The 20631-nt window shown below is 70.5% G+C and carries 17 protein-coding genes; 8 read left to right on the top strand and 9 right to left on the bottom strand.

All coding sequences use genetic code 11. The features are described from left to right. Positions 1–37: 37 nt before the first annotated feature. On the top strand, positions 38–1855 hold the full coding sequence (gene recQ, locus OHA68_RS22045) for a DNA helicase RecQ (protein ID WP_327109324.1): 1818 nt from the start codon (positions 38–40) through the stop codon (positions 1853–1855). 81 nt (positions 1856–1936) lie between these two features. Here recQ and OHA68_RS22040 read toward each other — a convergent pair whose 3' ends face one another. After that, positions 1937–2743, bottom strand: coding sequence for a hypothetical protein (locus OHA68_RS22040; protein WP_327109323.1), 807 nt, complete (start codon positions 2741–2743; stop codon positions 1937–1939). 227 nt (positions 2744–2970) lie between these two features. Next, positions 2971–3669, bottom strand: a complete 699-nt coding sequence (locus tag OHA68_RS22035) for a helix-turn-helix domain-containing protein (protein WP_327109322.1) — start codon at positions 3667–3669, stop codon at positions 2971–2973. A 213-nt stretch (positions 3670–3882) separates the two neighbouring features. Between OHA68_RS22035 and OHA68_RS22030 the strand changes: the two genes are divergently transcribed. Then, on the top strand, positions 3883–4332 hold the full coding sequence (locus tag OHA68_RS22030; protein ID WP_327109321.1) for an SRPBCC family protein: 450 nt from the start codon (positions 3883–3885) through the stop codon (positions 4330–4332). Positions 4333–4371: 39 nt separating this feature from the next. Here OHA68_RS22030 and OHA68_RS22025 read toward each other — a convergent pair whose 3' ends face one another. Then, on the bottom strand, positions 4372–7626 hold the full coding sequence (locus tag OHA68_RS22025) for a BTAD domain-containing putative transcriptional regulator (protein WP_327109320.1): 3255 nt from the start codon (positions 7624–7626) through the stop codon (positions 4372–4374). A gap of 243 nt (positions 7627–7869) precedes the next feature. Between OHA68_RS22025 and OHA68_RS22020 the strand changes: the two genes are divergently transcribed. Next, on the top strand, positions 7870–8856 hold the full coding sequence (locus OHA68_RS22020; RefSeq protein ID WP_327109319.1) for a hypothetical protein: 987 nt from the start codon (positions 7870–7872) through the stop codon (positions 8854–8856). 202 nt (positions 8857–9058) lie between these two features. Here OHA68_RS22020 and OHA68_RS22015 read toward each other — a convergent pair whose 3' ends face one another. Further along, positions 9059–10435 (bottom strand): IS1380 family transposase, encoded by a 1377-nt coding sequence (locus tag OHA68_RS22015; protein ID WP_327106829.1) that lies wholly within the window; start codon positions 10433–10435, stop codon positions 9059–9061. Positions 10436–10557: 122 nt separating this feature from the next. Next, on the bottom strand, positions 10558–10923 hold the full coding sequence (locus tag OHA68_RS22010; protein ID WP_327109318.1) for a nucleotide pyrophosphohydrolase: 366 nt from the start codon (positions 10921–10923) through the stop codon (positions 10558–10560). 57 nt (positions 10924–10980) lie between these two features. On the opposite strand from OHA68_RS22010, the gene OHA68_RS22005 reads away from it, so the two are divergent. Continuing rightward, positions 10981–11745, top strand: a complete 765-nt coding sequence (locus OHA68_RS22005; RefSeq protein ID WP_327109317.1) for an aminotransferase class IV — start codon at positions 10981–10983, stop codon at positions 11743–11745. On the opposite strand, the gene OHA68_RS22000 is transcribed toward OHA68_RS22005, so the two are convergent. After that, positions 11715–12290, bottom strand: coding sequence for a DUF6789 family protein (locus OHA68_RS22000; RefSeq protein ID WP_327109316.1), 576 nt, complete (start codon positions 12288–12290; stop codon positions 11715–11717). The genes OHA68_RS22005 and OHA68_RS22000 overlap by 31 nt on opposite strands. Positions 12291–12358: 68 nt before the next feature. Beyond that, on the bottom strand, positions 12359–13372 hold the full coding sequence (locus OHA68_RS21995) for a LacI family DNA-binding transcriptional regulator (RefSeq protein WP_189138546.1): 1014 nt from the start codon (positions 13370–13372) through the stop codon (positions 12359–12361). 159 nt (positions 13373–13531) lie between these two features. Here OHA68_RS21995 and OHA68_RS21990 point away from each other — a divergent pair, with 159 nt between their 5' ends. Genes OHA68_RS21990 through OHA68_RS21975 form a run of 4 tightly spaced genes read left to right on the top strand, consistent with a single transcriptional unit; the run spans position 13532 to position 17974 of the window. Then, complete coding sequence (locus tag OHA68_RS21990; RefSeq protein WP_327109315.1) at positions 13532–14812, top strand: extracellular solute-binding protein; 1281 nt, start codon at positions 13532–13534, stop codon at positions 14810–14812. Further along, positions 14809–15771 (top strand): carbohydrate ABC transporter permease, encoded by a 963-nt coding sequence (locus tag OHA68_RS21985; protein WP_327109314.1) that lies wholly within the window; start codon positions 14809–14811, stop codon positions 15769–15771. The genes OHA68_RS21990 and OHA68_RS21985 overlap by 4 nt, the downstream gene beginning before the upstream one ends. After that, positions 15768–16586 (top strand): carbohydrate ABC transporter permease, encoded by an 819-nt coding sequence (locus tag OHA68_RS21980; RefSeq protein ID WP_327109313.1) that lies wholly within the window; start codon positions 15768–15770, stop codon positions 16584–16586. Before OHA68_RS21985 ends, OHA68_RS21980 begins: the two co-directional genes overlap by 4 nt. A 2-nt stretch (positions 16587–16588) precedes the next feature. Next, complete coding sequence (locus OHA68_RS21975; protein ID WP_327109312.1) at positions 16589–17974, top strand: glycoside hydrolase family 5 protein; 1386 nt, start codon at positions 16589–16591, stop codon at positions 17972–17974. Here the strand turns inward: OHA68_RS21975 and OHA68_RS21970 are convergent. Continuing rightward, positions 17954–19006 carry a hypothetical protein gene (locus tag OHA68_RS21970; protein ID WP_327109311.1) on the bottom strand — a complete coding sequence of 351 codons (1053 nt, stop codon included), beginning with the start codon at positions 19004–19006 and terminating at the stop codon, positions 17954–17956. The two genes, OHA68_RS21975 and OHA68_RS21970, sit on opposite strands and share 21 nt — an antisense overlap. Continuing rightward, on the bottom strand, positions 19003–20631 hold the full coding sequence (locus OHA68_RS21965) for a hypothetical protein (RefSeq protein WP_327109310.1): 1629 nt from the start codon (positions 20629–20631) through the stop codon (positions 19003–19005). The genes OHA68_RS21970 and OHA68_RS21965 overlap by 4 nt, the downstream gene beginning before the upstream one ends.

Raw genomic sequence — 20631 nt, 5'->3', positions numbered from 1 at the left:
CGCCGAACGTCGACCCCCGAACACGTAAGGTAGCCACATGGATACCTCCCTTGAGGTCCTGCACCGGGTGTTCGGCTACGACTCGTTCCGGACCGGTCAGCAGGAGATCATCGAGCACGTCGTCTCGGGCGGCGATGCGCTCGTGCTCATGCCCACCGGCGGCGGCAAGTCGCTGTGCTACCAGATCCCGGCCCTCGTCCGGCCAGGGGTCGGGGTGGTCGTCTCGCCGCTGATCGCGCTGATGCAGGACCAGGTCGACGCGCTCACCGCGCTGGGCGTGCGCGCGGGGTTCCTCAACTCGACACAGGACTTCGGCGAGCGGCAGCGGGTGGAGGCGGCGTTCCTGGCGGGCGAGCTCGACCTGCTCTACCTCGCGCCCGAGCGGCTGCGGGTCGAGGCCACGGTGCGACTGCTGGCCAAGGGCGAGATCTCGCTGTTCGCGATCGACGAGGCGCACTGCGTCTCGCAGTGGGGGCACGACTTCCGTCCCGACTACCTCGCGCTGTCGGAGCTGCCCACGCTCTGGCCCGAGGTGCCGCGCATCGCGCTGACCGCCACCGCCACGCCCGCCACGCACGCCGAGATCTCCGAGCGGCTCGGCTTGGGGCAGGCCCGGCACTTCGTGGCCGGCTTCGACCGCCCCAACATCCACTATCGGATCACCACCAAGAGCGAGCCTAAGCGCCAGCTCCTCGATTTCCTGCGCACCGAGCACCCCGACGAGGCCGGCATCGTCTACTGCCTGTCGCGCTCCTCCGTCGAGAAGATCGCCGAGTTCCTCGTCGACAACGGCATCGCCGCGGTCCCTTACCACGCGGGTCTCGACGCCCGCACCCGCGCCGCCCACCAGGCCCGCTTCCTGCGTGAGGAAGGGCTGATCGTGGTGGCGACGATCGCGTTCGGCATGGGCATCGACAAGCCCGACGTGCGCTTCGTCGCCCACCTCGACCTGCCCAAGTCCCTGGAGGGCTACTACCAGGAGACCGGCCGGGCCGGGCGTGACGGGCTGCCCGCCACCGCCTGGATGGCCTACGGCCTGCAGGACGTCGTGCAGCACCGCCGGATGAGCCTCGAAGGCGACGACCAGCACCGCCGCCGCCAGGCGCACCACCTCGACGCGATGCTGGCGCTCTGCGAGACGGTGACGTGCCGCCGTGTCATGCTGCTGGACTACTTCGGCCAGAGCGGCACCGAGGCGTGCGGCAACTGCGACACCTGCCAGACGCCCCCCGAGTCCTGGGACGGCACGGTGCCCGCGCAGAAGGTGCTCTCGACGGTGCTGCGCCTGGCCCGCGAGCGGCGGCAGAAGTTCGGCGTCGGCCAGATCGTCGACATCCTGCTCGGCAAGACCACCGCCAAGGTGCTCCAGCATGGCCATGACTCGCTGAGCGTGTTCGGGGTCGGCGCCGAGCTGGGCAACTCCGAGTGGCACGGGGTGGTGCGGCAACTGCTGGCCCAGGGCCTGCTGGCGGTCGAGCCCGACTACGGCGCCCTCGTCCTCACCGACGCCAGCGCCGAAGTGCTGCGCGGCAAGCAGGAGGTGCCGCTCCGCCGCGACGCCAAACGGCCCGCCCGCGCCGCCAGACCCGCCGCGGGCAAGGCGCGGGCCGCCGCCGCCGAGCTGCCCGCGGAGGCGGCGCCGGTGTTCGAGCGCCTGCGCTCCTGGCGGGCCGCCACCGCCAAGGAGCAGGGCGTCCCTGCCTACGTCATCTTCCACGACGCCACCCTGCGCGAGATCGCCACCCTGTCGCCGACCTCGCTGACCGAGCTGGGCACGGTCAACGGCGTGGGCGAGAACAAGCTGGCCAAATACGGCGAACAGGTGCTGGAGACCTTGGCCGGCGAGGCCGCATGAGCTGATCCCTCGGCCAGAGCTTCATCTCAAGCTGGACCCGGTAGCGGTCAGAGCTTCATCTCAAGCTCGATCCGGTGGCGGTCAGAGCTTCATCTCGAGCTCGATCCAGTAGACGCTGCTGATGTGCTCGGCGAAGTCCGCGACGACCTCGGCGGCGTACTGCCCGCTGTTGCGCAGGCCGACCTGGAGTGGGCGTCCCTGGTAGTTCGCGCTGATCCGGTAGCGGCCGAGGGGGACGTCCACCAGGCCAGGCCCGTCCCCGGTCCGGATCGCGTTACGGGTGATGGGCTGCCCCTGCGAGCCGTCGATCAGCGGGCCCTCGGGCGTGAGCGTGACTTCCACGTTCTGGTCGTCCAGGTAGACCTCTGGATTCTGCGGGTCCACGCCGTCCAGATAGAACAGCACCGAGCTGCCGTAGTGGCCGAGGCCGTCCGGTCTTTCCCCGGTGAGTTTCCAGGTGAAGTTCCTGACCGCGCCGGCCGGGCCGGCGAAGGAGGCGTCGTTCTCGGGGGTGAGCTCGACCAAGTACTTCGTACCGTTGAAGTCGATCTTCATTCTGGCCGTCACGCGGAACGTGGTCGCGATGTTGGTGTCCACCTGGTAGAAGCCGTCGGCGTCGGTCGACACGATGAGGTTGCTGTTGTAGAGAAGCTGGTTGTCCGCGGCAATCTCGACGCCCTGGATCGGCCTCCCGTCCGCGCCGACGGCCCGGCCCTTCAACACACCGGCCTCGACCTCCAGCTCACCCCCACCCTGCCGCACACCGCCCTGCTCCACACCGCCCTGCTCCACCCCCGCCTGCGTGCCGACCGGTGCCGGAACGCCCGGGGCGATCACACAGCCGCTCAGGGTCACTGCCAACACGCCTGCCATCAACAGTCTTCTCATACGTGCAAGCTAGCCAGATGATCTTGCAACGGACTTGCGGCACATTGTGGGGCGCTCACGCCGCCGTGGTCACGCCGGCCGAGTGTGCGAGCATCTCCGGCCTTTACGGCGAGACCCCGAGACCCCGAGACGGCTCGACGGCTCGACGGCTCGACGGCTCGACGGCTCGACGGCTCGACGAGCGTGGGCAGCCGCAGGGGTGGTCGCGACCTGATCCGGTGGGAGCGTTAGGCGGGTGACTGGTCTGTGACGTAGTCGAAGTCGTCGTAGGAGAGGGTGCGGCGTAGGACGCGGACGATCTGGCCCGGGTCGTCGTGCGGTCCCGGCACGTAGTAGGGCCGGCCCTTCCTGCCGAAGGTGATGGCCGACGGCCCTTCCCAGGCGCCCAGCAGCGCCGCCGGGGCCTCGAACTCCTCGTCGGACTTGAAGCCGAGCGTGCGGGCATAGTCGGTGGAGCCCAGGACGAGGTGCCGGGCGAGCTCGATCGGCACCTCCTGATAGCCCTTGTACTCGCCGAAGAAGTATTCCCTGAACCGGCGCAGCTCCCGCTCGTCGTACACCTCGGGGCCCATGTAGTTCTTGACGCCGGTGCAGTAGACGTCGGCCAGGAAGCCGGCGACCGACAGCTTGTCCCAGCCGTGCCGCCGGGCGACCAGCACCGACACCATGCCGCCCTCGTCGGCGTCGGGCGCCTCGTCGGTCCAGCCGTGGGCGGGGTCGACGCCGAGGCCGACGCTCCAGCCGACGTTGATCCAGCAGCCGACCACCTCGGGCTCACGCTCCGGGTCGGCGCTCTCGGCCGCGATGGCGCGCACCAGCGGCGCCACGACCGACGGCGCTACCTTCAGCGTGCGGGCGATCTCCTTCGGCGAGCGGCCCTCGGCCCTCAGCTCGCGTACGCGGTCCTTCAGTTCTGCGCTGTCCACCCGCGCAGACTATCGGTGAACAGGCCCCCGCCCTCGCGGCGCGCTCATCACCCGCCCCCGACCGGCGCGCTCCTCGCCCGGAGCCAGAAGACGGCCTGTCCAAGGGCTGAAGAAGGCCTGAAGAAGCCTTAAGACGGCCTGAAGGGGACCGTAAGCGCGGCCCGGCATCGTGAGGGTCGTCAAGCGAGACCGCCTCTCCCGAAGGACGACACCATGACGCAGACCGCCGAGTACGAGATCACCCGCCTCTTCGATGCCCCCCGCCGGCGGGTCTTCCAGGCGTGGACCGAGCCCGAGCACTTCTCCTCCTGGTTCGGGCCGCGCGGCCTGACCACCCCCGTGGACCGGGTCGTCATGGACGTGCGCCCCGGCGGCCGGTGGCAGGCGACGCTCTGCGGCGAGGAGGAGTTCGAGGTCACGCTGGACGGCGCCTACCGTGAGGTGGCGGAGCCGGCCCGCCTCGTCTTCACCACCGGCGACCCCGACCACCCCGGCGACGGCCCCGCCTCCGTGGCGACGGTCGAGCTGACCGAGGCCGGCGGCCTGACCACGATGCGCTTCCACCAGTGGGGCGTGAACACCGACCAGGAGCACGCCGATCAGGCCAGGCAGGGCTGGATCGAGTTCTTCGACCGCCTCGACGAGCACCTCACATCCGCCTGACACGTCCCTCAGGCCCGCCGCCGCAGGCCGGGCGTCGGTTCAGGTCAGGGCGGTGGCGGCGTCGTCCAGTTTCGTTCTGCCACCCCGCTCGTACGCCTCGGCGAACGCGTTCTCGCCCAGGGCGGCGCGGGCGGCGGTCGCGATGCGGTCCAGGTCCTCCTGCTCCGATGGGCCCGCAGGGGTCTGGTTGTGGTCACGGGCGGCTGCCGCGAGCCCGAGGAGCCGGGCGGCCCTCTCGTACGATCCCTCGGCCGCGAACGCGCTGGCCGCTCCCATGACGGCGAAGGCCGAGGTCCGTGGATCGCCGACCCGCTGTGCGGCGTCGAGCGCTTCCCGGTGGAGTTCCAGGGCCGCCGCCGGGTCGCCACGGCGCTCGGTGAGCAGGCCCAGCTCGACGAGCGTGCTCGGCACGTGCAGGGCGGGCTCGACGCCGGGGCCGCGCGGGACGCCGTCGAGCAGGTGGCGCAGGTGCTTGTCCGCCAGCTCCAGCTCGCCCGCCCGGCGGGCCGAGAAGGCGAGCCCCATCTCGGACATCATCTGGCCTTCGCGGTAGCCCTGCTCGACGGCCAGCCGCAGCCCGCTGCCGCACAGCTCCATGGCCTGGTCGTACTCCCCCGCCTGCATGGCGACCCAGCCCAGCCAGGACGTGCGCCGGGCGGCGTCCGCCCAGAGGCCGAGCTCCTGCGCCATGCGCAGCCCCTGCGCGAACAGCTCCTTGGCGCGGTCGATGTCGCCGGCCGTCTCGGCCAGGCCGGCCAGCCACTCGGTGGCCTGCAGCAGGCCCCAGCGGTCGCCCAGCTCCCTGAACAGCCTGGCGCTCTCCGTACAGTCGCGCTTCAGCGCGGCGAGGTCGCGGCGGGTGAAGTGGTCCTTGGCGTGCAGGCTGAGCGCGGTGGCGATGCCCCACCGGTCGCCGGTGGCCCGGAAGGTGACCAGTGCCCGGTTCACCAGCTCCAGGCTGAGCGGCAGGTCGTGCACGCTCATCGCGAGGAACAGCAGCGCCCTGGCCCGCCGGCCGGCGTCGGCGATCCGGTCCGGCAGCGGCTCCCAGTCGGCCCGCTCCCCCAGCAGCAGCACGAACCCGGCATGCCAGGCAGCCGCCCTGCCCCTGGCATCGCCGTCGTCGCCCGCGACGGCCAGTGCCGCCTCCAGGGCTCGTCTTGCTTCGGCGAGCCGGCCGCGGAGGAACCAGTGCCAGGCCATCGCGTTCACCAGCCGCCGGGCCATGGCGCCTTCGCCCCGGTCCACGGCGGTGTCCAGGGCGGCTCGGAGGTTGGCGGACTCGGCGTCCAGGCGCTGCAGCCATGCTCGCTGCTCGTGGCCGTACAGGTGCGGCTCGGCTTCCTCGGCGAGGTCGGTGTAGTAGGCGGCGTGCGCGAGTCGTACGGCGTCGAGCTCGTCGGCGGCGGCGAGCTTGGTCACGCAGTAGTCCGCCACCGATTCGAGCAGCCGGTAGCGGACACCCGCCGCGCCGTCCACCACGACCACGAGCGACCGATCGACCAGCCGGGCCAGCACGTCGAGGACATCCGGCCCGACCCCGGACCCCGGCCCGGCAACTCCGGCGGCCCTGGCCCCGTGCACGACGCCCTCAGGCACGACGCCCTCAGTAACGACAACCTCGGGCACGACAACCTCGGGCACGGCGGTGCCGGCTGTGCAGAGGGCCTCGGCGGCTTCCAGGGTGCAGCCGTCGGCGTGCACCGCGAGGCGCCGGAGCACCACGCGCTCGGGGTCCGTCAGCAGTTCCCAGCTCCAGTCGATGACCGCCATGAGCGTCTGCTGCCGTTGCGGTGCGCCGCGCTGTCCCGAGGCCAGCAGCCGGAACCGGTCGTCGAGCCTGGCCACCACGCCGTGCACGCCCAGCACCCGTACCCGGGTCGCCGCCAGCTCCAGCGCCAGCGGGATGCCGTCGAGCCGCCTGCACAGCTGCGCGATCGCCGAGGCGTTGCCCGCGTCGAGCGCGAAGCCACGGGCCGACGCGGCGGCCCGCGTGACGAACAGCCGTACGGCGTCGGAGCCGGCCATGATGGCCAGGTCGGTGCTGCCGGGCAGGCCGAGCGGCGGGACCGCCCACAGGGTCTCGCCGTCGATCGACAGCGGCTCCCTGCTCGTGGCCAGGATGCGCAGCTCCGGGGCGGCCCGCAGCAGCAGCTCGGCCAGCTGCGCGGCCTGCTCGACCACGTGCTCGCAGTTGTCCAGCACCAACAGCATGTGCCTGGCGCGCAGCGCGTCGGCCAACCGGTCCGCGGAGGAGTCCGGGCCGTTGTCCTGCCTGATCTGCAGCGCCGCCATGACGGCCTCGGCCAGCGACGCGGTACGCCGGTCGACGGGGGCCAGCTCCACCAGCCACACCCCGTCGGGGAAGTCGTCCACCAGGCGGCCCGCGACCTCCAGGGCGAGCCGGGTCTTGCCCACGCCGCCGCTGCCGGTGAGCGTCACCAGCCGTTCGGTGCGGACGAGGGAGCGTACCCCTGCCAGGGCCTCTCCTCGTCCGATGAGCTTGCTGAGTGCGGCGGGCAGGTTGGTCGCGGGGCGTTCTGCGGGCAGGCTGAGCGCCGGGTCCTGGCCGAGTATCGCCTGGTGCAGCGCCACCAGCTCGGGTCCGGGGTCCAGGCCGAGCTCCTCGGCCAGCCGGTCGCGCAGCTCGGCGTAGGCGGCGAGGGCCTCGCTCTGCCGGCCCGCCCGGTACAGGGCACGCAGGTGGGCGGCGCGGAGCCGCTCCCTGAGGGGGTGCCGGGCCACCAGGTCGCCCAGCTCGCCCACGAGCAGGCCGTGTTCGCCGAGCTCCAGCCGCGCCTCGGCGTGCAGCTCCAGGGCGGTCAGCCGCTGCTCCTCCAGCCGGAGGATCGCGCCCCGGGTGTGCTCCTCGTCGGCGAAGTCGGCGTACGCGGGCCCGCGCCACAGCGCGAGCGCGTCGGCGAGCAGCCCGGCCCGGGTGCCGGGGCCGGCGGCCGCCTCGGCGCGGGCGAGCAGGTCGGCGAAGCGGGCGGCGTCGAGGTCGGTGGTCCGCAGCAGGTAGCCGGGGGGCTTGGAGACGACCAGGTTCTTGCCACCGGGCTCGGCGTCCTCCAGCGCCTTGCGCAGCTGGGAGACGCGGACCTGGAGCGCGCCGGTGGGGTTGCCGGGCGGGTCGTCGCCCCACAGGTCGTCGATCAGCCGGTCGGCGGAGACGGGGTGGCCCTCGTGCACCAGGAGGTCGGCGAGGAGCGCGCGCACCTTCGTACCGGGGATCGTGACGGGTTCACCGGCGTCCGTCCACACGGCCAACGGCCCAAGCACCCCAAAACGCATACCCGTACCTTATGGGTGGGGGTCCGGTAGAGCCCTGGTTCTACCGGGTGGATCCAGGCGGCGGGCAGGACCTCCACCTGGAGAACGCCCCGCGATGGACGGTCTGACAAACCATATCTGTGGGGTGGCTTCACTCCCACCGACCACAGCTCCGATCACGCAGCCCAAGTCCATGGGAAGCGATCTATGCCTCATGGTTCGAACGGCGGACGCGCGTGGAACGGTTGGTCGAAGATGCCGAGCATGGATCGCTGTCCAGGCACGGACTGGAGTCCGATAGCGAACGCCCCCACCAACTCGCAGTTGGCCGGGGTAATAGCGGGGTTCGTGTTCGCGGGACTGGTGATGCTCCTGAGTCAACGAGACCCGGGAAAAGTCCGGATGCAGGCACTCAGCCTCCTTCTCGCGTCGTTCATCATGCTGGCCCTGGATAGTTACCTCTACAGTCTGATCGCGGGAGACACCGCGACGCTCGATGCCTGCCCCAGGATATGGACCGAGAGCATGTACGCCGGAGGGCTTCTGGGAGTAGGCGGTGTAGCCATGACCAGTGCAATTGCCTGGCTCTTCGCTGCACATTTCGAAGGTTTCCACATGTCCCGACCTGATATGGGCTCTGGCGCGGAGGGTCCAGGCAGTCATTTCGTCGGCTTCGGGAGCGTTGAAAGATTCGCGCGCACGGCACTCTACTCCGTGGCCACCGTCGTATCGATCCTCCTGTCTGTGACCGGCCTGGACTATCTGAATGTCATGTACGACCGGGAGCCTCCAGGATGGCTGATGGCGGCCGTCATACTTTACCCACTCGGGATCTTGTCGATGATAATAATACTTAGGTTCCGGGCCCGACGAGGCCATGCCTATCGTAACCGTTCCCGGAATCCACCAGAGCACTTGGGCGCCGCCTTGCACGTCAGCGTATACGGAGCCATTTTCTACGCGACCATCTCCATGGTACTGGTAGGGATTGCCGCTACGGTGCCGACGGACAAATGGAATGCCGCACCAAGCTGGGTGCCGGTCACGACCACAATGATCTCATTGCTATTACCTGCCCCCATTCTCGTCGCGCTGGTATACGCGGTCCCACGTCTGCATCAGCCCATGTCCTCACCGCGCGGCAAGAGAACAAGCCTTACCGTCCTGCGCAGGATGCTAAGGGTTTTTTCCGGCCTGTTGGTATTGCTCGCCACTCTGGCGAGTGCGCAGGCCGTCGACCTCTACAAGTGATCGCAGTTTCCAGCCGCAACAGACCGGCCGCTCCTGGCTAGCCTCGATCTTTCTCGTCCTTGAGTTGGTCGGCTGAGGGATTCGGCTGGAGGTTGAATTCCTCGCTGTGGTCAGCGTGGGTGCCCGGCTGTCGCGCCGGGTGGGCGGGGTTCCACGGGCCCGCGGGTGTCCTTTCCTGGTCGTGGGGGCGTGTTGGTGCTGGTCAGGTGGGTGCCGCTAGGGCGTGCAGCCGGGTCAGGGCGGTGGTGATCTGCCTGGCCCAAGGCCAGTGCAGGGGGATCCGTAAGCGGGTCCTGCGGCCCCCGCGTATGAGTCGGCCGGCGACGGCGAACAGGCGGAGCCGCAGGCGTTTGGGCTCGTAGCGGCGGGCGTCGGTGCCGTGCAGGGCGATCAGTTGCATCCAGGCGAGCAGTTCGCAGGCCAGGGCGACGATCTCGAGCCAGATCTGGTTTTGGGTGAAGTCGTGCAGCGGCAGGTTGCGCAGGCCGGTGTCCTTGGCGGTGCGGATGCGATCTTCTGCGCGGGCGCGGCGACGGTGGCGGAGTTCCAGGTCGGCGAGCTGGCCGCCGAAGGTGCCGGTGACGAAGCAGGTGAAGCGGTGCCCGTCGAGGTCGGTGAAGCGCAGCTGGGCGCCGGGGTGCGGGCGTTCTTTGCGGACGATGACGCGCATGCCCTTGGGCCAGCCGGTCAGCTCCAGCAGGCCGGTGAGCTCGGCGACCCACGCGCCGGGCCGGACCTGGCGTTCGGCGTCGTAGGCTGGTGTCCAGGCGGTGGCGGGCAGCTTGAGGATGGCGGCGGTGATGTCGTCGGTGATTGTGAAGCCGATGGAGTATTTCAGCCATCGTCCGGGGCGGGTGAGCCAGGCGAGGAATTCGTGGGTGCCGCCGCCGGAGTCGGTGCGGACCAGGACGTTGCGTCGCCGGTGCTTGGGGAGCTGGGCCAGGGCCAGGCGGGTGGTCTCGATGTGGTCGGCGGCGGTGTTGGATCCGGCGTTGCCGGGCCGCAGCAGCAGGGTCAGTGGCTCGCCGCCGCCGTCGCCCTGGTGGTCGGCGAAGGCGGTCATCGGGTGGAAGCCGTAGCTTTTCTTCCAGGTCGGGGCGGCGTGCTGCTTGTCGGAGTGAGAGATCACAATGGTGGCGTCGAGGTCGACGATCACGGGCTGGCCGTCGGCTCCGGGAGCGCGACCGGCGGCCAGGTGCCAGGCGCGCCGGCGGGCGGTGGCGCGGGCGGCGCGGATCGCCTTCAGTGCGCGGGCCTTATCGGCGGCGAGCCGGTCGATCAGGCGCGAGACCGTCGGGTCGGAGGCGACGGGGCCGAACAGCTCGGGCTGGGAGCGCAGCATGGCGATGTCGGCCAGGCAGTCCCCACCGAGCGCCAGAGTGAGGGCCAGATCGGTGACGATCTTTGCCGGATCGTGGATGGCGCGGCCGGGCCGCCACCGCTCCAGCTGCTGAGACATGGCCTTGTCCAGCCCGGTGACGCGCAGCGTCTGCAACAGCAGCAGGCCACCGGCGTGCGAGACCAGCCCGCGGTCATCGGCGAACGCGGTGATCTTGCGGTGAGGCGCGGTAGAATTCACGCGGAAAGTGCCTTCTGATCTGGGATGGACGGGGCCTTAGACAAGTCCGATCCTCCCAGCTCAAGGGCACTTTTCTTATGTAAATGATCAGGTCGGCTCAAATTCGCCGTGAAAGCCGCAGGCTAGAGGAGAGGTGGGTGGGGGTCCGGTGGGGCCTTTCTGGCGGAGCCTCGGTAGAGGTCCGGGGGGTAGCGGCGTTCGCTGGAGGCGATTTTGGCCTCGGCCGCCTGGACGAGGTCCACGCCGAGGACGTCCGCCAGCCGTACCAGATAGTTGGTCACGTCGCCGAGTTCGGCGCTGATCCTGGCCAGGGTCGGCGGGTCGGGGGCGCTGGATTCCTCGGCGGTGAGCCACTGGAACTCCGCCACCAGCTCGCCGACCTCACCCGCCAGGGCCATCGCCAGGTTCTTGGGCGTGTGGAACTGCTCCCAGTCCCGTGCCTCGGCGAACTGATGCAGGTGCGCGGCGAGCCGCTCCAAGTCCGTCACGGACCACGACCCTACCCACCTGATCGGAGGGAGTATGTTCGCCGGAGGTCAGGGGAGGTGAGCGTCATCGAGCGTACGGTGATCGACGGGCGGATCGTGGGCGGGGCCGAGGTGGCTCTCGCTCTCAAGGCGCGGTACGGGCATTTCACGGCGATGCAGCTGCGGGGCGGCCGGGTGCGGGGGCTGGGCCGCCATTTCGACCGGCTCGATGCGGCCACACGGGAGCTGTTCGGCCAGGAGCTCGACCGGGACCTCGTGGTCGACTCGATCAGGGCGCTGGAGGTCGTGGACGCGAGCGTGCGGGTGTACGTGTGCGAGGCGGACGGGCCGCGGGTGCTGGTCGGCTCCGGTGATCCGGTGCATCTGGCGGCCACGCCGAAGGGCCTGAGGTCAGTGCGCTACCAGCGCTTCCTGCCGCACATCAAGCACACCGGCGGCTTCCCCCAGGCCTACCTGGGGGCCCGCGTGCGGGCGGAGGGCTTCGACGAGGCGCTGCTCACGAGCGACGACGGGGTGATCTCCGAAGGGGCGGTCACGAATCTCGGCTGCTTCGACGGCGAGCGGGTGATCTGGCCGGACGCGCCGATGCTGCGCGGCATCACCATGCAGATCCTGGAGGCCGAGCTGGGCCGGGCCGGGGTGCCGTGCGAGCACCGGGTGCTGCGGGCGGGCGATCTGTCCGCGTTCGGGGTGGTGTTCCTGGCGAACTCGTGGGGCGTGGTGGCCGTGGACCGGGTGGACGAGGTCGCGCTGAAGGTGGACGAAGGGCTCATGGCCCGGCTGACGGGCTGCTACGACGCCGCCCCCTGGGACGCCATCTGACGGGTCTCGGCGGGGACGGCGGGGGCGATGGACTCGCCGGGGTCGAGCCGGTTGAGCAGGAAGGCCAGGGTCGCGCCGTACACCACGTGGCCCACGGCCATCACGCCCTGCCGGCCGGGCTCGTCGCGCGCCAGGGGCGGCAGCGCGCTCAGCCGGGGCGCCCAGCCCGCGTAGCTGACCACCCAGATCGCCAGCGCGTAGCCGACGCCGAGCGGCAGCCGGCCGCGCCGCTTCCTGGCCAGCAGGCCGAAGAGCGCGCCCGAGGCGGCGCCGAAGCCGACGTGCGCGACCGCGCCCAGCACGCCCTCGCCCTTCTTGGGCCGCCGCTCGCTGCCGGGCAGCAGGCCGCGGACGATGTGCTTGGGCGGCTGCCCGCGCATGAGTCCCGCCTTCTCGCCCGCGACCATGACGGTGCTCATCGCGGCGGTGGCGAGTGTGCCGCTCACGGCTCCGTTGACGAGTTCGCGTATCATGCCGCTGCGGCTGCCCGCCGCACCGGCCGCGAAACGCCGCAGGCTGGTACGACCGCCCGCCTCGCCGGACATGAAGCGCAGCATGCCGGTGCGCTGCCCGCCTCGCCGGGCAGGAAACGTACGGCTGCCGCGTGGAACCGCTACGCGGGCAGTGCCGCGGTGCTCTCGCGGACGATGAGCTCGGTGGCGAGCTCCACGCGGCGGGCCTCGGGGGTGTCGCCCCGGCGCATGGCCAGCACCGTGCGGGTGGCCAGCGCCGCCATCTCCTGTAAGGGCTGACGGACCGTGGTCAGCGGCGGCCAGGCGGACTTCGACAGGGGCAGGTCGTCGAAGCCGACCACGCTGAGGTCCTCGGGCACCCGCAGCCCGCGCTGACGGGCCGCCTCAAAGACGCCGAACGCCTGCAGGTCACTGCCCGCGAAGATCGCGGTGGGCGGGTCGTCGAGGGAGAGCAGCGCGTGGCCGTGGTCGTGGCCGGAGTCGACGAGGAAGGTGCCCCGGCGGATGAGCTCCGGCGAGGCGGGCAGGCCGGCCGTCTCCAGGGCCGCCCGGTAGCCGTCTATCCGCGCCTGGCTGCACAGCATGTCGGCGGGCCCGCTGATCATGCCGATCCGGCGGTGGCCGAGCTCCAGCAGGTGCCGGGTGGCGGCCAGGCCGCCGTTCCAGTTGGTGGCGCCGACGGAGACGACGCCCGGGGCGGGCTCGCCGTCGGGGTCGACCACCACGAACGGCAGCGTACGGGCACTGAGCTGGTCCTGGACGCCGAGCGACAGGCGGGAGGCGACGATCACCACGCCGTCGGTCCGGCGGCCGGCGAGCCGCTCGAGCCAGTCGCGGCCCGGTCCGGCGTGCGTGTGCAGGACGGAGATCACCACGCTCGCCCCGGCCTCGTGGGCGGCCATCTCCGCGCCGCGCACGATCTCCATGGCCCAGGGGGACTCCATCTCGGTGAAGACCACGTCGACGAGGCCCGCGCGGGTCTCGTCCTGGCTGATGCGTCGCTGATATCCGTGCTTGTGCAGCAGCCGCTCGACGCGGTGCCTGGTCGCCGGAGCCACCTCGGGCCGGCCGTTGATGACCTTGGAGACCGTGGGGATCGACACCCCGGCCTCCTCGGCTATCAGAGCGATCGTCACCCGCCTTTTCGCAGACATGATCAGAAGTTTAGCCGAAAGTTTCGGGATCACGATGCGCGGGGGCCATGATCAGGGTCAGGGCGACTATTGACGTATTTGACAACAAAAATTATGCTCCGGACACAGCGAAATTATCGGGGGGCCAACGAAACTTTCGCCAGCCTAGGAGGAACCCCAATGAGGCGAACTCTCGCCTTGATCGCGGCCACTTTACTCGTGGCGGGCTGCGGGGGTGGACAGAGCGCGGCCCCCGAGACGGACACCAGCGGCGGAGCGCCACAGAAGGTCACCCTGGAGTGGTGGCACCTGTCGACCGCCGACCCCCTCAAGACCGTGTACGAGACCAGGGCCAAGGAGTTTCAGGCCAAATATCCCCACGTCACCATCAAGATGACCGTCCTGGAGAACGAGGCCTACAAGTCCAAGGTGACCACGCTCACCCAGTCCGGCAAGGCCCCCGACCTGTTCGCCACCTGGGGCGGCGGCGTGCTCCAGCAGCAGATCGACGCGGGACTGGTCAAGGACGTCTCCGCCGACGTCGCGCCCGTCCTCGACACCTTCACCAAGGCGTCGCTCACCGCCTACCAGTTCGACGGCAAGACCTACGCCCTGCCGGTGGACATCGGCATGGTCGGCTTCTGGTACAACAAGAAGCTCTTCGAGCAGGCGGGCATCACCGAGCCGCCGACCACCTGGTCGGCCTACCTCGACGCCGTCAACAAGCTCAAGACCGCCGGGATCACCCCGATCGCGCTCGCCGGCAAGGAGAAGTGGCCGGGCCACTACTACTGGGCCTACCTCGCCATGCGCATCGCCGGGCTGCCGGCGCTCCAGCAGGCCGGGGTCGACCACGACTTCACCAAGCCGGAGTTCGTCCAAGCCGGGCAGCAGCTCAAGGCCCTGGTGGACCTCCAGCCGTTCCAGAAGGGGTTCCTGGGCGCGAGCTACTCCACCCCTGACGGGCAGGCCGCCACCGTCTCCAACAGCAAGGCCGCGATGGAGCTGATGGGCCAGTGGGCGCCCAACGTGCAGAACGACAACGGCAAGGGGCTCGGTGACGACCTCGGCTTCTTCCCCTTCCCCGCGGTCGAGGGCGGCAAGGGCACGATCACCGAGGCGTTCGGCGGCGGCGGTGGCATGGCCGTGGGCGCCGACGCACCGGCCGAGGCCATCGAGCTGCTGAAGTTCCTGACCGAGACCGGCAACCACACCAAGGCCGTCGAGAAGAACGCGGTGCTGCCGGTGCTCAAGGGCGAGGAGAGCGCGGTCAAGGACCCCAACCTCAAGGTGGTCGCCGACTCCCTGGCCAACGCCACCGGCTTCCAGCTCTACCTCGACCAGGCGTACCCGCCGGCCGTCGGAGCGGAGGTCAACGACAGCGTGGCCGAGCTCTTCGCGGGCGCCAAGACCCCGGACCAGGTCGCGGCGGACATCACCGAAGTGGCCAAGAGCGAATGACGACCGTCACCCGCAGGCCGGAAGCGGCGACGCTTCCGGCCCCCGCCCGCCCGCCCCGGAAGAGGGGGCGCGGCCTGCTGACGATCGCCCTGTTCGTGCTGCCCGCCCTGGTGCTGTTCCTGCTGCTCGTGGTGGCGCCCATCCTGGTGGCGATCTACGCCAGCGGCTTCAAGTGGAACGGCTTCGGCGGGCTGCCCACCGACTTCATCGGCTTCGACAACTTCACCCGGCTGTTCCGGTCGGACATCTTCCTCACCGACCTGTGGCACCTGGCCGTCCTGGTCGGGCTCTGCGTGCTGGTCCAGCTGCCCTTGGCGCTGGGCATCGCCATGCTGCTCAACCAGCGGATCCGCGGCCGCTCCCTCTACCGGCTGATCTTCTTCGCGCCGTACGTGCTGTCCGAGGTCATCACCGCCGTGCTGTTCTCGCTCATCCTGTCGCCCACCTCCGGGCTGGCGAACGAGATCATCGGCATCGTCGGGCTGGAGTCGGAGTGGCTGTCCGATCCCGGCACCGTGCTGCTGTCGCTGTTCCTGGTGCTGACGTGGAAGTACTTCGGCTTCCACATGATGATCTACCTCGCCGGGCGGCAGAACATCCCGGAGGAGCTGATCGAGGCCGCCAAGATCGACGGCGCCGCCGGCTGGAAGGTGTTCCGGCACGTCACGCTGCCGCTGCTCGGGCCGACGATCCGGATCAGCGTGTTCCTGTCGGTCATCTACACCATCCAGCTGTTCGACCTCGTCTGGATCCTCACCGAAGGCGGCCCGGCGCACGCCTCCGAGACGCTCGCGGTCACCATGTTCGACGTCGGCTTCGGCCGCGCCCAGGTGGGCTACGCCAGCGCGATCAGCGTCGTGATGTTCGGGCTCAGCCTCATCTTCGCCCTGGGGTACCAGCGGTTCGTGATGCGCCGTGACCTTGAGGGCGCGACCACCGCCATGGGAGACCGCCGATGAAGCGCACCACACTCCCCCTGCACGCGATCGCCTGGATCGTCGGCGCGTTCATCCTCGTCCCGATCGTGTACGCGCTGCTCGGCGGCTTCAAGAGCACCGACCAGCTCTCGGTCAATCCGTTCGGCCCGCCCAGCCCGTGGAACACCGGCAACTACACCGACGTGCTCGCCGAGGGGTCGTTCTGGCGGCAGTTGTGGAACAGCACGTTCATCGCCGTGCTCACCACCGCCGTCACGGTCGCGCTGTCGGCCATGGCGGCGTTCGTCTTCGCCAGGTTCGCCTTCCGTGGCCGGGAGCTGCTGTTCACCCTCTTCACCGCCGGGCTGATGTTCCCGTTCGCGGTGGCCATCCTGCCCATCTTCGTCATGCTGCGCACCCTGAACCTGCTGGACAACCCCTGGGGCGTGATCCTCGTGCAGGCCGCCTTCGGGCTGCCGCTGACGATCATCATCCTGCGCGGGTTCTTCCGCAGCATCCCGGGCGAGATCGAGGAGGCGGCCACGCTCGACGGCTGCGGCCCCTTCGCCTTCTTCTGGCGCATCCTGCTGCCGATGGCCCGCCCCGCGCTGGCCACCGTCTCGGTCCTGGCGATCGTCGGCAGCTGGAACAACTTCATGCTCCCGCTGGTGGTCTTCAGCGACGAGCTGAGCTGGACGCTGCCGCTGGGCATCCAGCAGTTCCAGGGCCAGTACAGCTCCGACACCTCCAGGATTCTCGCCTACCTGGTGCTGGCCATGGTGCCCGCGCTGGGCTTCTACGCCCTCGCCGAGCGCCACCTCATCGGCGGTCTCACCGCGGGCGCCACGAAAGGATGACCATGCTGCATGTCTCCGGAACCCGGCTCCGCAGGGCTGACGGCCAGTCCGTACGGCTACGCGGCGTGGGCCTGGGCGGCTGGATGAACCTGGAGAACTTCATCACCGGCCATCCGGCCAACGAGTCGTCCATGCGCGCCGCCGTACGCGAGGCGCTGGGCGAGGAGCGGGCCGCGCTCTTCTTCGACCGGCTGCTCACCTCCTTCTTCACCGACCAGGACGCGGCGCTGCTGGCCGGGCTGGGGATGAACTGCGTCCGCATCCCGATCAACTACCGGCACTTCGAGTCCGACGACCGGCCCTTCGAGGTCATCGAGCAGGGCTTCCACCACCTCGACCGGGTCATCGACCTGCTCGGCGCGCGGGGCATCTACAGCGTCATCGACCTGCACGCGCTGCCCGGCTCGCAGAACCAGCACTGGCACTCCGACAACCCCACCCACATCGCCGCCTTCTGGCAGCACCGGCACTTCCAGGACCGCGTGGTGCACCTGTGGGAGGCCCTCGCCGACCACTACCGCGACCACCCCTGGGTGGCCGGCTACAACCCGGTCAACGAGCCCGGCGACCCCAGCGGCAAGGTCGTCGGCCCGTTCTACGACCGGCTGGTGAAGGCGGTGCGCGCGGCCGACCCGCGGCATGTGCTCTTCCTCGACGGCAACACCTACTCCACCGACTTCTCCGTCTTCCGGGAGATGTACGAGAACACCGTCTTCGTCTGCCACGACTACGCGCTGGCCGGGTTCGCCCACGGGGGCGGATATCCCGGCTTCACCCGGGGCGAGTGGTGCGACAGGGACGAGCTGGAGCGCACCTTCGCCAAGCGGTCGAGCTTCCAGCGGGAGACGGGCACGCCGCTGTGGGTGGGCGAGTTCGGGCCCGTCTACACCGGTGATCCGGAGCGGGACAGGGAGCGCTACCAGATCCTGCGGGACCAGCTCGACATCTACGACGCTCATGACGCCGGTTGGTCGCTGTGGACGTACAAGGATGTGGGGTTGCAGGGGCTGGTGCACGCGAGCGGACCTTATGTGGAGCGGTTCGGCGCGTTCATCGACAAGAAGCGGCGGCTGGGCGCGGACCGGTGGGGCTCCACCATGGAGGAGGCCGGCGAGGTCGTCGGCCCGCTGCACACGCTGGTGGAGACGGAGTTCCCCGGCTGGCGCCCCTACCCGTGGGGCGCCCGCTACCAGACCGACGACCTGATCAGGCACATCCTCATCGCCCAGGCGCTGCTGCCGGAGTACGCCGAGCTGTTCCGGGGGCTCGACGACAGTGAGCTGCTGGCACTGGCGGACTCGTTCGCCCTGGCGGGGTGCGTGCGCCGGCAGCCGCTGCTCGACCTGCTCGCCGGCAACCTCGGGGCGTCAGGGCGTCCAGGCGACTGAGACGAGGGTCGGTATGGCGCCCGGCCGGCAGGCGGCCTGGACGAGCATCGGCGAGGTCAGCGGGGCGGGCAGGTCGAGCTCCAGCGTGTTGCCGGACGTGGACCGGGTGGGCAGGTTCAGGACGCCGTCCTGCACGCTCATGATCTGCGCCACGGTGGGCGCCGCCGTGCACAGGGCCTCGCGGGTGGCGTGCCGCAGCCGCCGCGCCTCGCCGCCCACCCGGCGCAGGGCCCGCCGCATCAGCGCGCGGTCCCTGGCCGTGGCCGGCCTGCCGGTGCTCAGGTCGGCCCTGCTGCCGAGCCGGACGGTCAGCCGGCCACCCGAGCCGAAGACGCCGAGCGGGACGGGGTTGACCACGAACAGACCACTGCGGATGGTACGGCCACCGCGCCGGTTGAGGTTGGCCAGGCCGCCGGAGCTGATCAGCGACAGGAGTTCGCAGCGGGCGGCGTCCAGCTCCTCGCCCTGGACGGCCCTCGGCTCGGGGACCTCCTCGAACGCCACGCTGTCGACGCGCAGGCCGGCCGTGCCGCCCTCCATGACCGACTCCGCCAGGGCCGCGCGCACTTCCGGCGAGACGCCGCGGCCTTCGGCGATGTCCAGGAGCTCCACGCACACCAGGCCGTCGTCGGGGACCTCCTCCGGCATCAGGTCGAAGACCGCCTGGCCGCTCTTGATGCCGGGTCCGCCCTTGAGCAGCACGCACTGCCGCAGCCGCCCCTGGGCCCGGACCTGGATCAGCCGCTGCGGAAGCCGGGCCGCCTGACCCCGGACGTCCAGGTGCCAGCCGGGGAAGGACGTCTCGTCCAGCGCCAGGGCCACCTTGACCCGCAGCCACCGGCCCCTGGTCACGACCTTGAACCCGACCAGCCCCGAGCGCTCGAACCGGCCCAGGATCTGCTTGCCCCGATGGAAGTGGTCGGCCACCTGCAGCGCGGCCGCCTGCCCGCCGAACACCTCGATCGGCGGCGACAGCGGCACGATGACCTCGTCGAGCTCGGTGGCGGGTCCGGTCAGGAGAGTCGTGGTCATGATGCGCCCCTCGATGCGGTGAGGGCCTCGGCGAGCCCTGCTGGATCCCGGAAGTCGAACCTGCTGAGCAGCGGGTCGCGCCGCTCCCACATGCGGCGCACCGCGCGGTGCAGCGGATCGCCGTCCCGCTCCACGTGCCGCATGCTGACCGACAGCGCGCGCAGATACTCCTCGCCCTCGCCCAGCTCCCAGTGCGGCAGCAGCGGCGAGGACACGTCGCCGCCGCTGCGCCGCAGCCACAGCCACAGCCGGGCCCGCTCGCGCTGCTCGGGAGCGAGGACGGACTCGCCCTTGGTGTGCCGGGAGACCGCCTCGGCGAGCAGCCGCCAGTAGTCGGCCCGCGTCTCGGCCACGTGCGACACGCCGCAGCCGCTCCACGGCGACCAGCCGGCCTGGATCACCGGGATGCCGAAGGCGGGCAGCTCGCAGGCGACCCGGCCACGGACCGTGACGCCCACGTCGGTCATGCTCCACAGCATGTTCTTCGACAGCGCCTGCCTGGGCAGGAAGGCCAGGTGCGGGCGGCGGGCGTGGCGTCCGGCCAGGGCGGCGAAGTGGCCGGTCGAGTCGTGGCGGTCCTGCTCGGGATGGTCGAGGAAGAGCCAGTTAACGGCGTCCTCGTCCGCCGCGAACTCGGCCGTCTCCGCACACCATTCCGCGAAATCCTCGAACACTTCCCGATTCGTGCCTACGGCGTCGGAGACGGCGTGCTGGAAGACGGTGACGATCGGGCGGTCCGGGTCGAGGCCGAGCCGGTCGCAGCCGTGCCCGCGCAGCTGACGCCGCTCCGTCTCGGTGCGCAGCTCGAAGGAGTTCACGCTGCCGCCGCGCCACCAGCTCCCCCGCTCGCCCTTCACCCGCCAGGCCACCAGCTCCGCGCCCGGCCTGAGCAGGTTCCGCTGCGGCCAGACGCACTCGTCGAAGTAGCGGGCCAGGCGGCCGGTCAGCTCCTCGTGGAAGGTGCCCGCCGCGGGGGTGCCGGGGAAGAGCGCGTACGCGCCCATCGACCCGCCGCTCTGGGGGTGCACGACCGGTACGTCCCTGCGCATGGCCGTCTCGACCGCCAGCCCCCACTGGTCGTAGTCCACCTGGCCGGTGACGAGGGCGACGGGCGACAACTCGGCGAACAGCCGGTCGTAGACGGCCGACAGGGCTCTGGAGCGCCCGCGCCGCGCGCGGTGCCGCTCGTCCTCGACGCCGGGCAGCCTGGGCGTCCGGCTCAGCCGGAGCAGCGTCGCTCTCTCCAGCGCCTCCAGCGCCGCCGAGCCGATCCCGTCGGCGGGGCCGTCCCCCTCGTCGGCGAGCCTGCGGTCCACGAGGTCGTGCACGTCGATGATCTCGGCCGCGCCGAACGCCTCGGCCAGCCGGCGTACCCGCTCGACGTCGAACCGCTCCCACAGCACCCCGCTCAGCTCCCGGTCGGTGCCGGTCAGCACGACGAGCCGCGCGGAGGTCAGGTCACAGATCGCGTTGGCGAGCAGGAGATTGCGTACGACGAGCCGGACGTCCTGCTGCATGGCCTCGACCACCACGCAGGCGCCCGGCCGGTGGTGCCGCTTGCCCCAGTAGGCGCTCGCCGCGGAGAGCAGGCGTTCGAACTGCTCCCCGTCCCCGACAGCACTCAT

It is taken from the genome of Nonomuraea glycinis (genome assembly GCF_035920485.1).
GTDB classification, from domain to species: domain Bacteria; phylum Actinomycetota; class Actinomycetes; order Streptosporangiales; family Streptosporangiaceae; genus Nonomuraea; species Nonomuraea glycinis.
Note: the sequence above shows the minus strand (reverse complement) of the source record. Positions and strands in the feature narration are given on the sequence as shown.

Excerpts from the sequence above, each read along its gene's own strand:
- recQ (WP_327109324.1), top strand. The coding sequence starts at position 38 with ATGGATACCTCCCTTGAGGTCCTGCACCGGGTGTTCGGCTACGACTCG.
- OHA68_RS22040 (WP_327109323.1), bottom strand. The coding sequence starts at position 2,743 with ATGAGAAGACTGTTGATGGCAGGCGTGTTGGCAGTGACCCTGAGCGGC.
- OHA68_RS22030 (WP_327109321.1), top strand. The coding sequence starts at position 3,883 with ATGACGCAGACCGCCGAGTACGAGATCACCCGCCTCTTCGATGCCCCC.
- OHA68_RS22025 (WP_327109320.1), bottom strand. The coding sequence starts at position 7,626 with ATGCGTTTTGGGGTGCTTGGGCCGTTGGCCGTGTGGACGGACGCCGGT.
- OHA68_RS22020 (WP_327109319.1), top strand. The coding sequence starts at position 7,870 with ATGGATCGCTGTCCAGGCACGGACTGGAGTCCGATAGCGAACGCCCCC.
- OHA68_RS22000 (WP_327109316.1), bottom strand. The coding sequence starts at position 12,290 with ATGTCCGGCGAGGCGGGCGGTCGTACCAGCCTGCGGCGTTTCGCGGCC.
- OHA68_RS21995 (WP_189138546.1), bottom strand. The coding sequence starts at position 13,372 with ATGTCTGCGAAAAGGCGGGTGACGATCGCTCTGATAGCCGAGGAGGCC.
- OHA68_RS21990 (WP_327109315.1), top strand. The coding sequence starts at position 13,532 with ATGAGGCGAACTCTCGCCTTGATCGCGGCCACTTTACTCGTGGCGGGC.
- OHA68_RS21985 (WP_327109314.1), top strand. The coding sequence starts at position 14,809 with ATGACGACCGTCACCCGCAGGCCGGAAGCGGCGACGCTTCCGGCCCCC.
- OHA68_RS21980 (WP_327109313.1), top strand. The coding sequence starts at position 15,768 with ATGAAGCGCACCACACTCCCCCTGCACGCGATCGCCTGGATCGTCGGC.
- OHA68_RS21975 (WP_327109312.1), top strand. The coding sequence starts at position 16,589 with ATGCTGCATGTCTCCGGAACCCGGCTCCGCAGGGCTGACGGCCAGTCC.
- OHA68_RS21970 (WP_327109311.1), bottom strand. The coding sequence starts at position 19,006 with ATGACCACGACTCTCCTGACCGGACCCGCCACCGAGCTCGACGAGGTC.
- OHA68_RS21965 (WP_327109310.1), bottom strand. The coding sequence starts at position 20,631 with ATGAGTGCTGTCGGGGACGGGGAGCAGTTCGAACGCCTGCTCTCCGCG.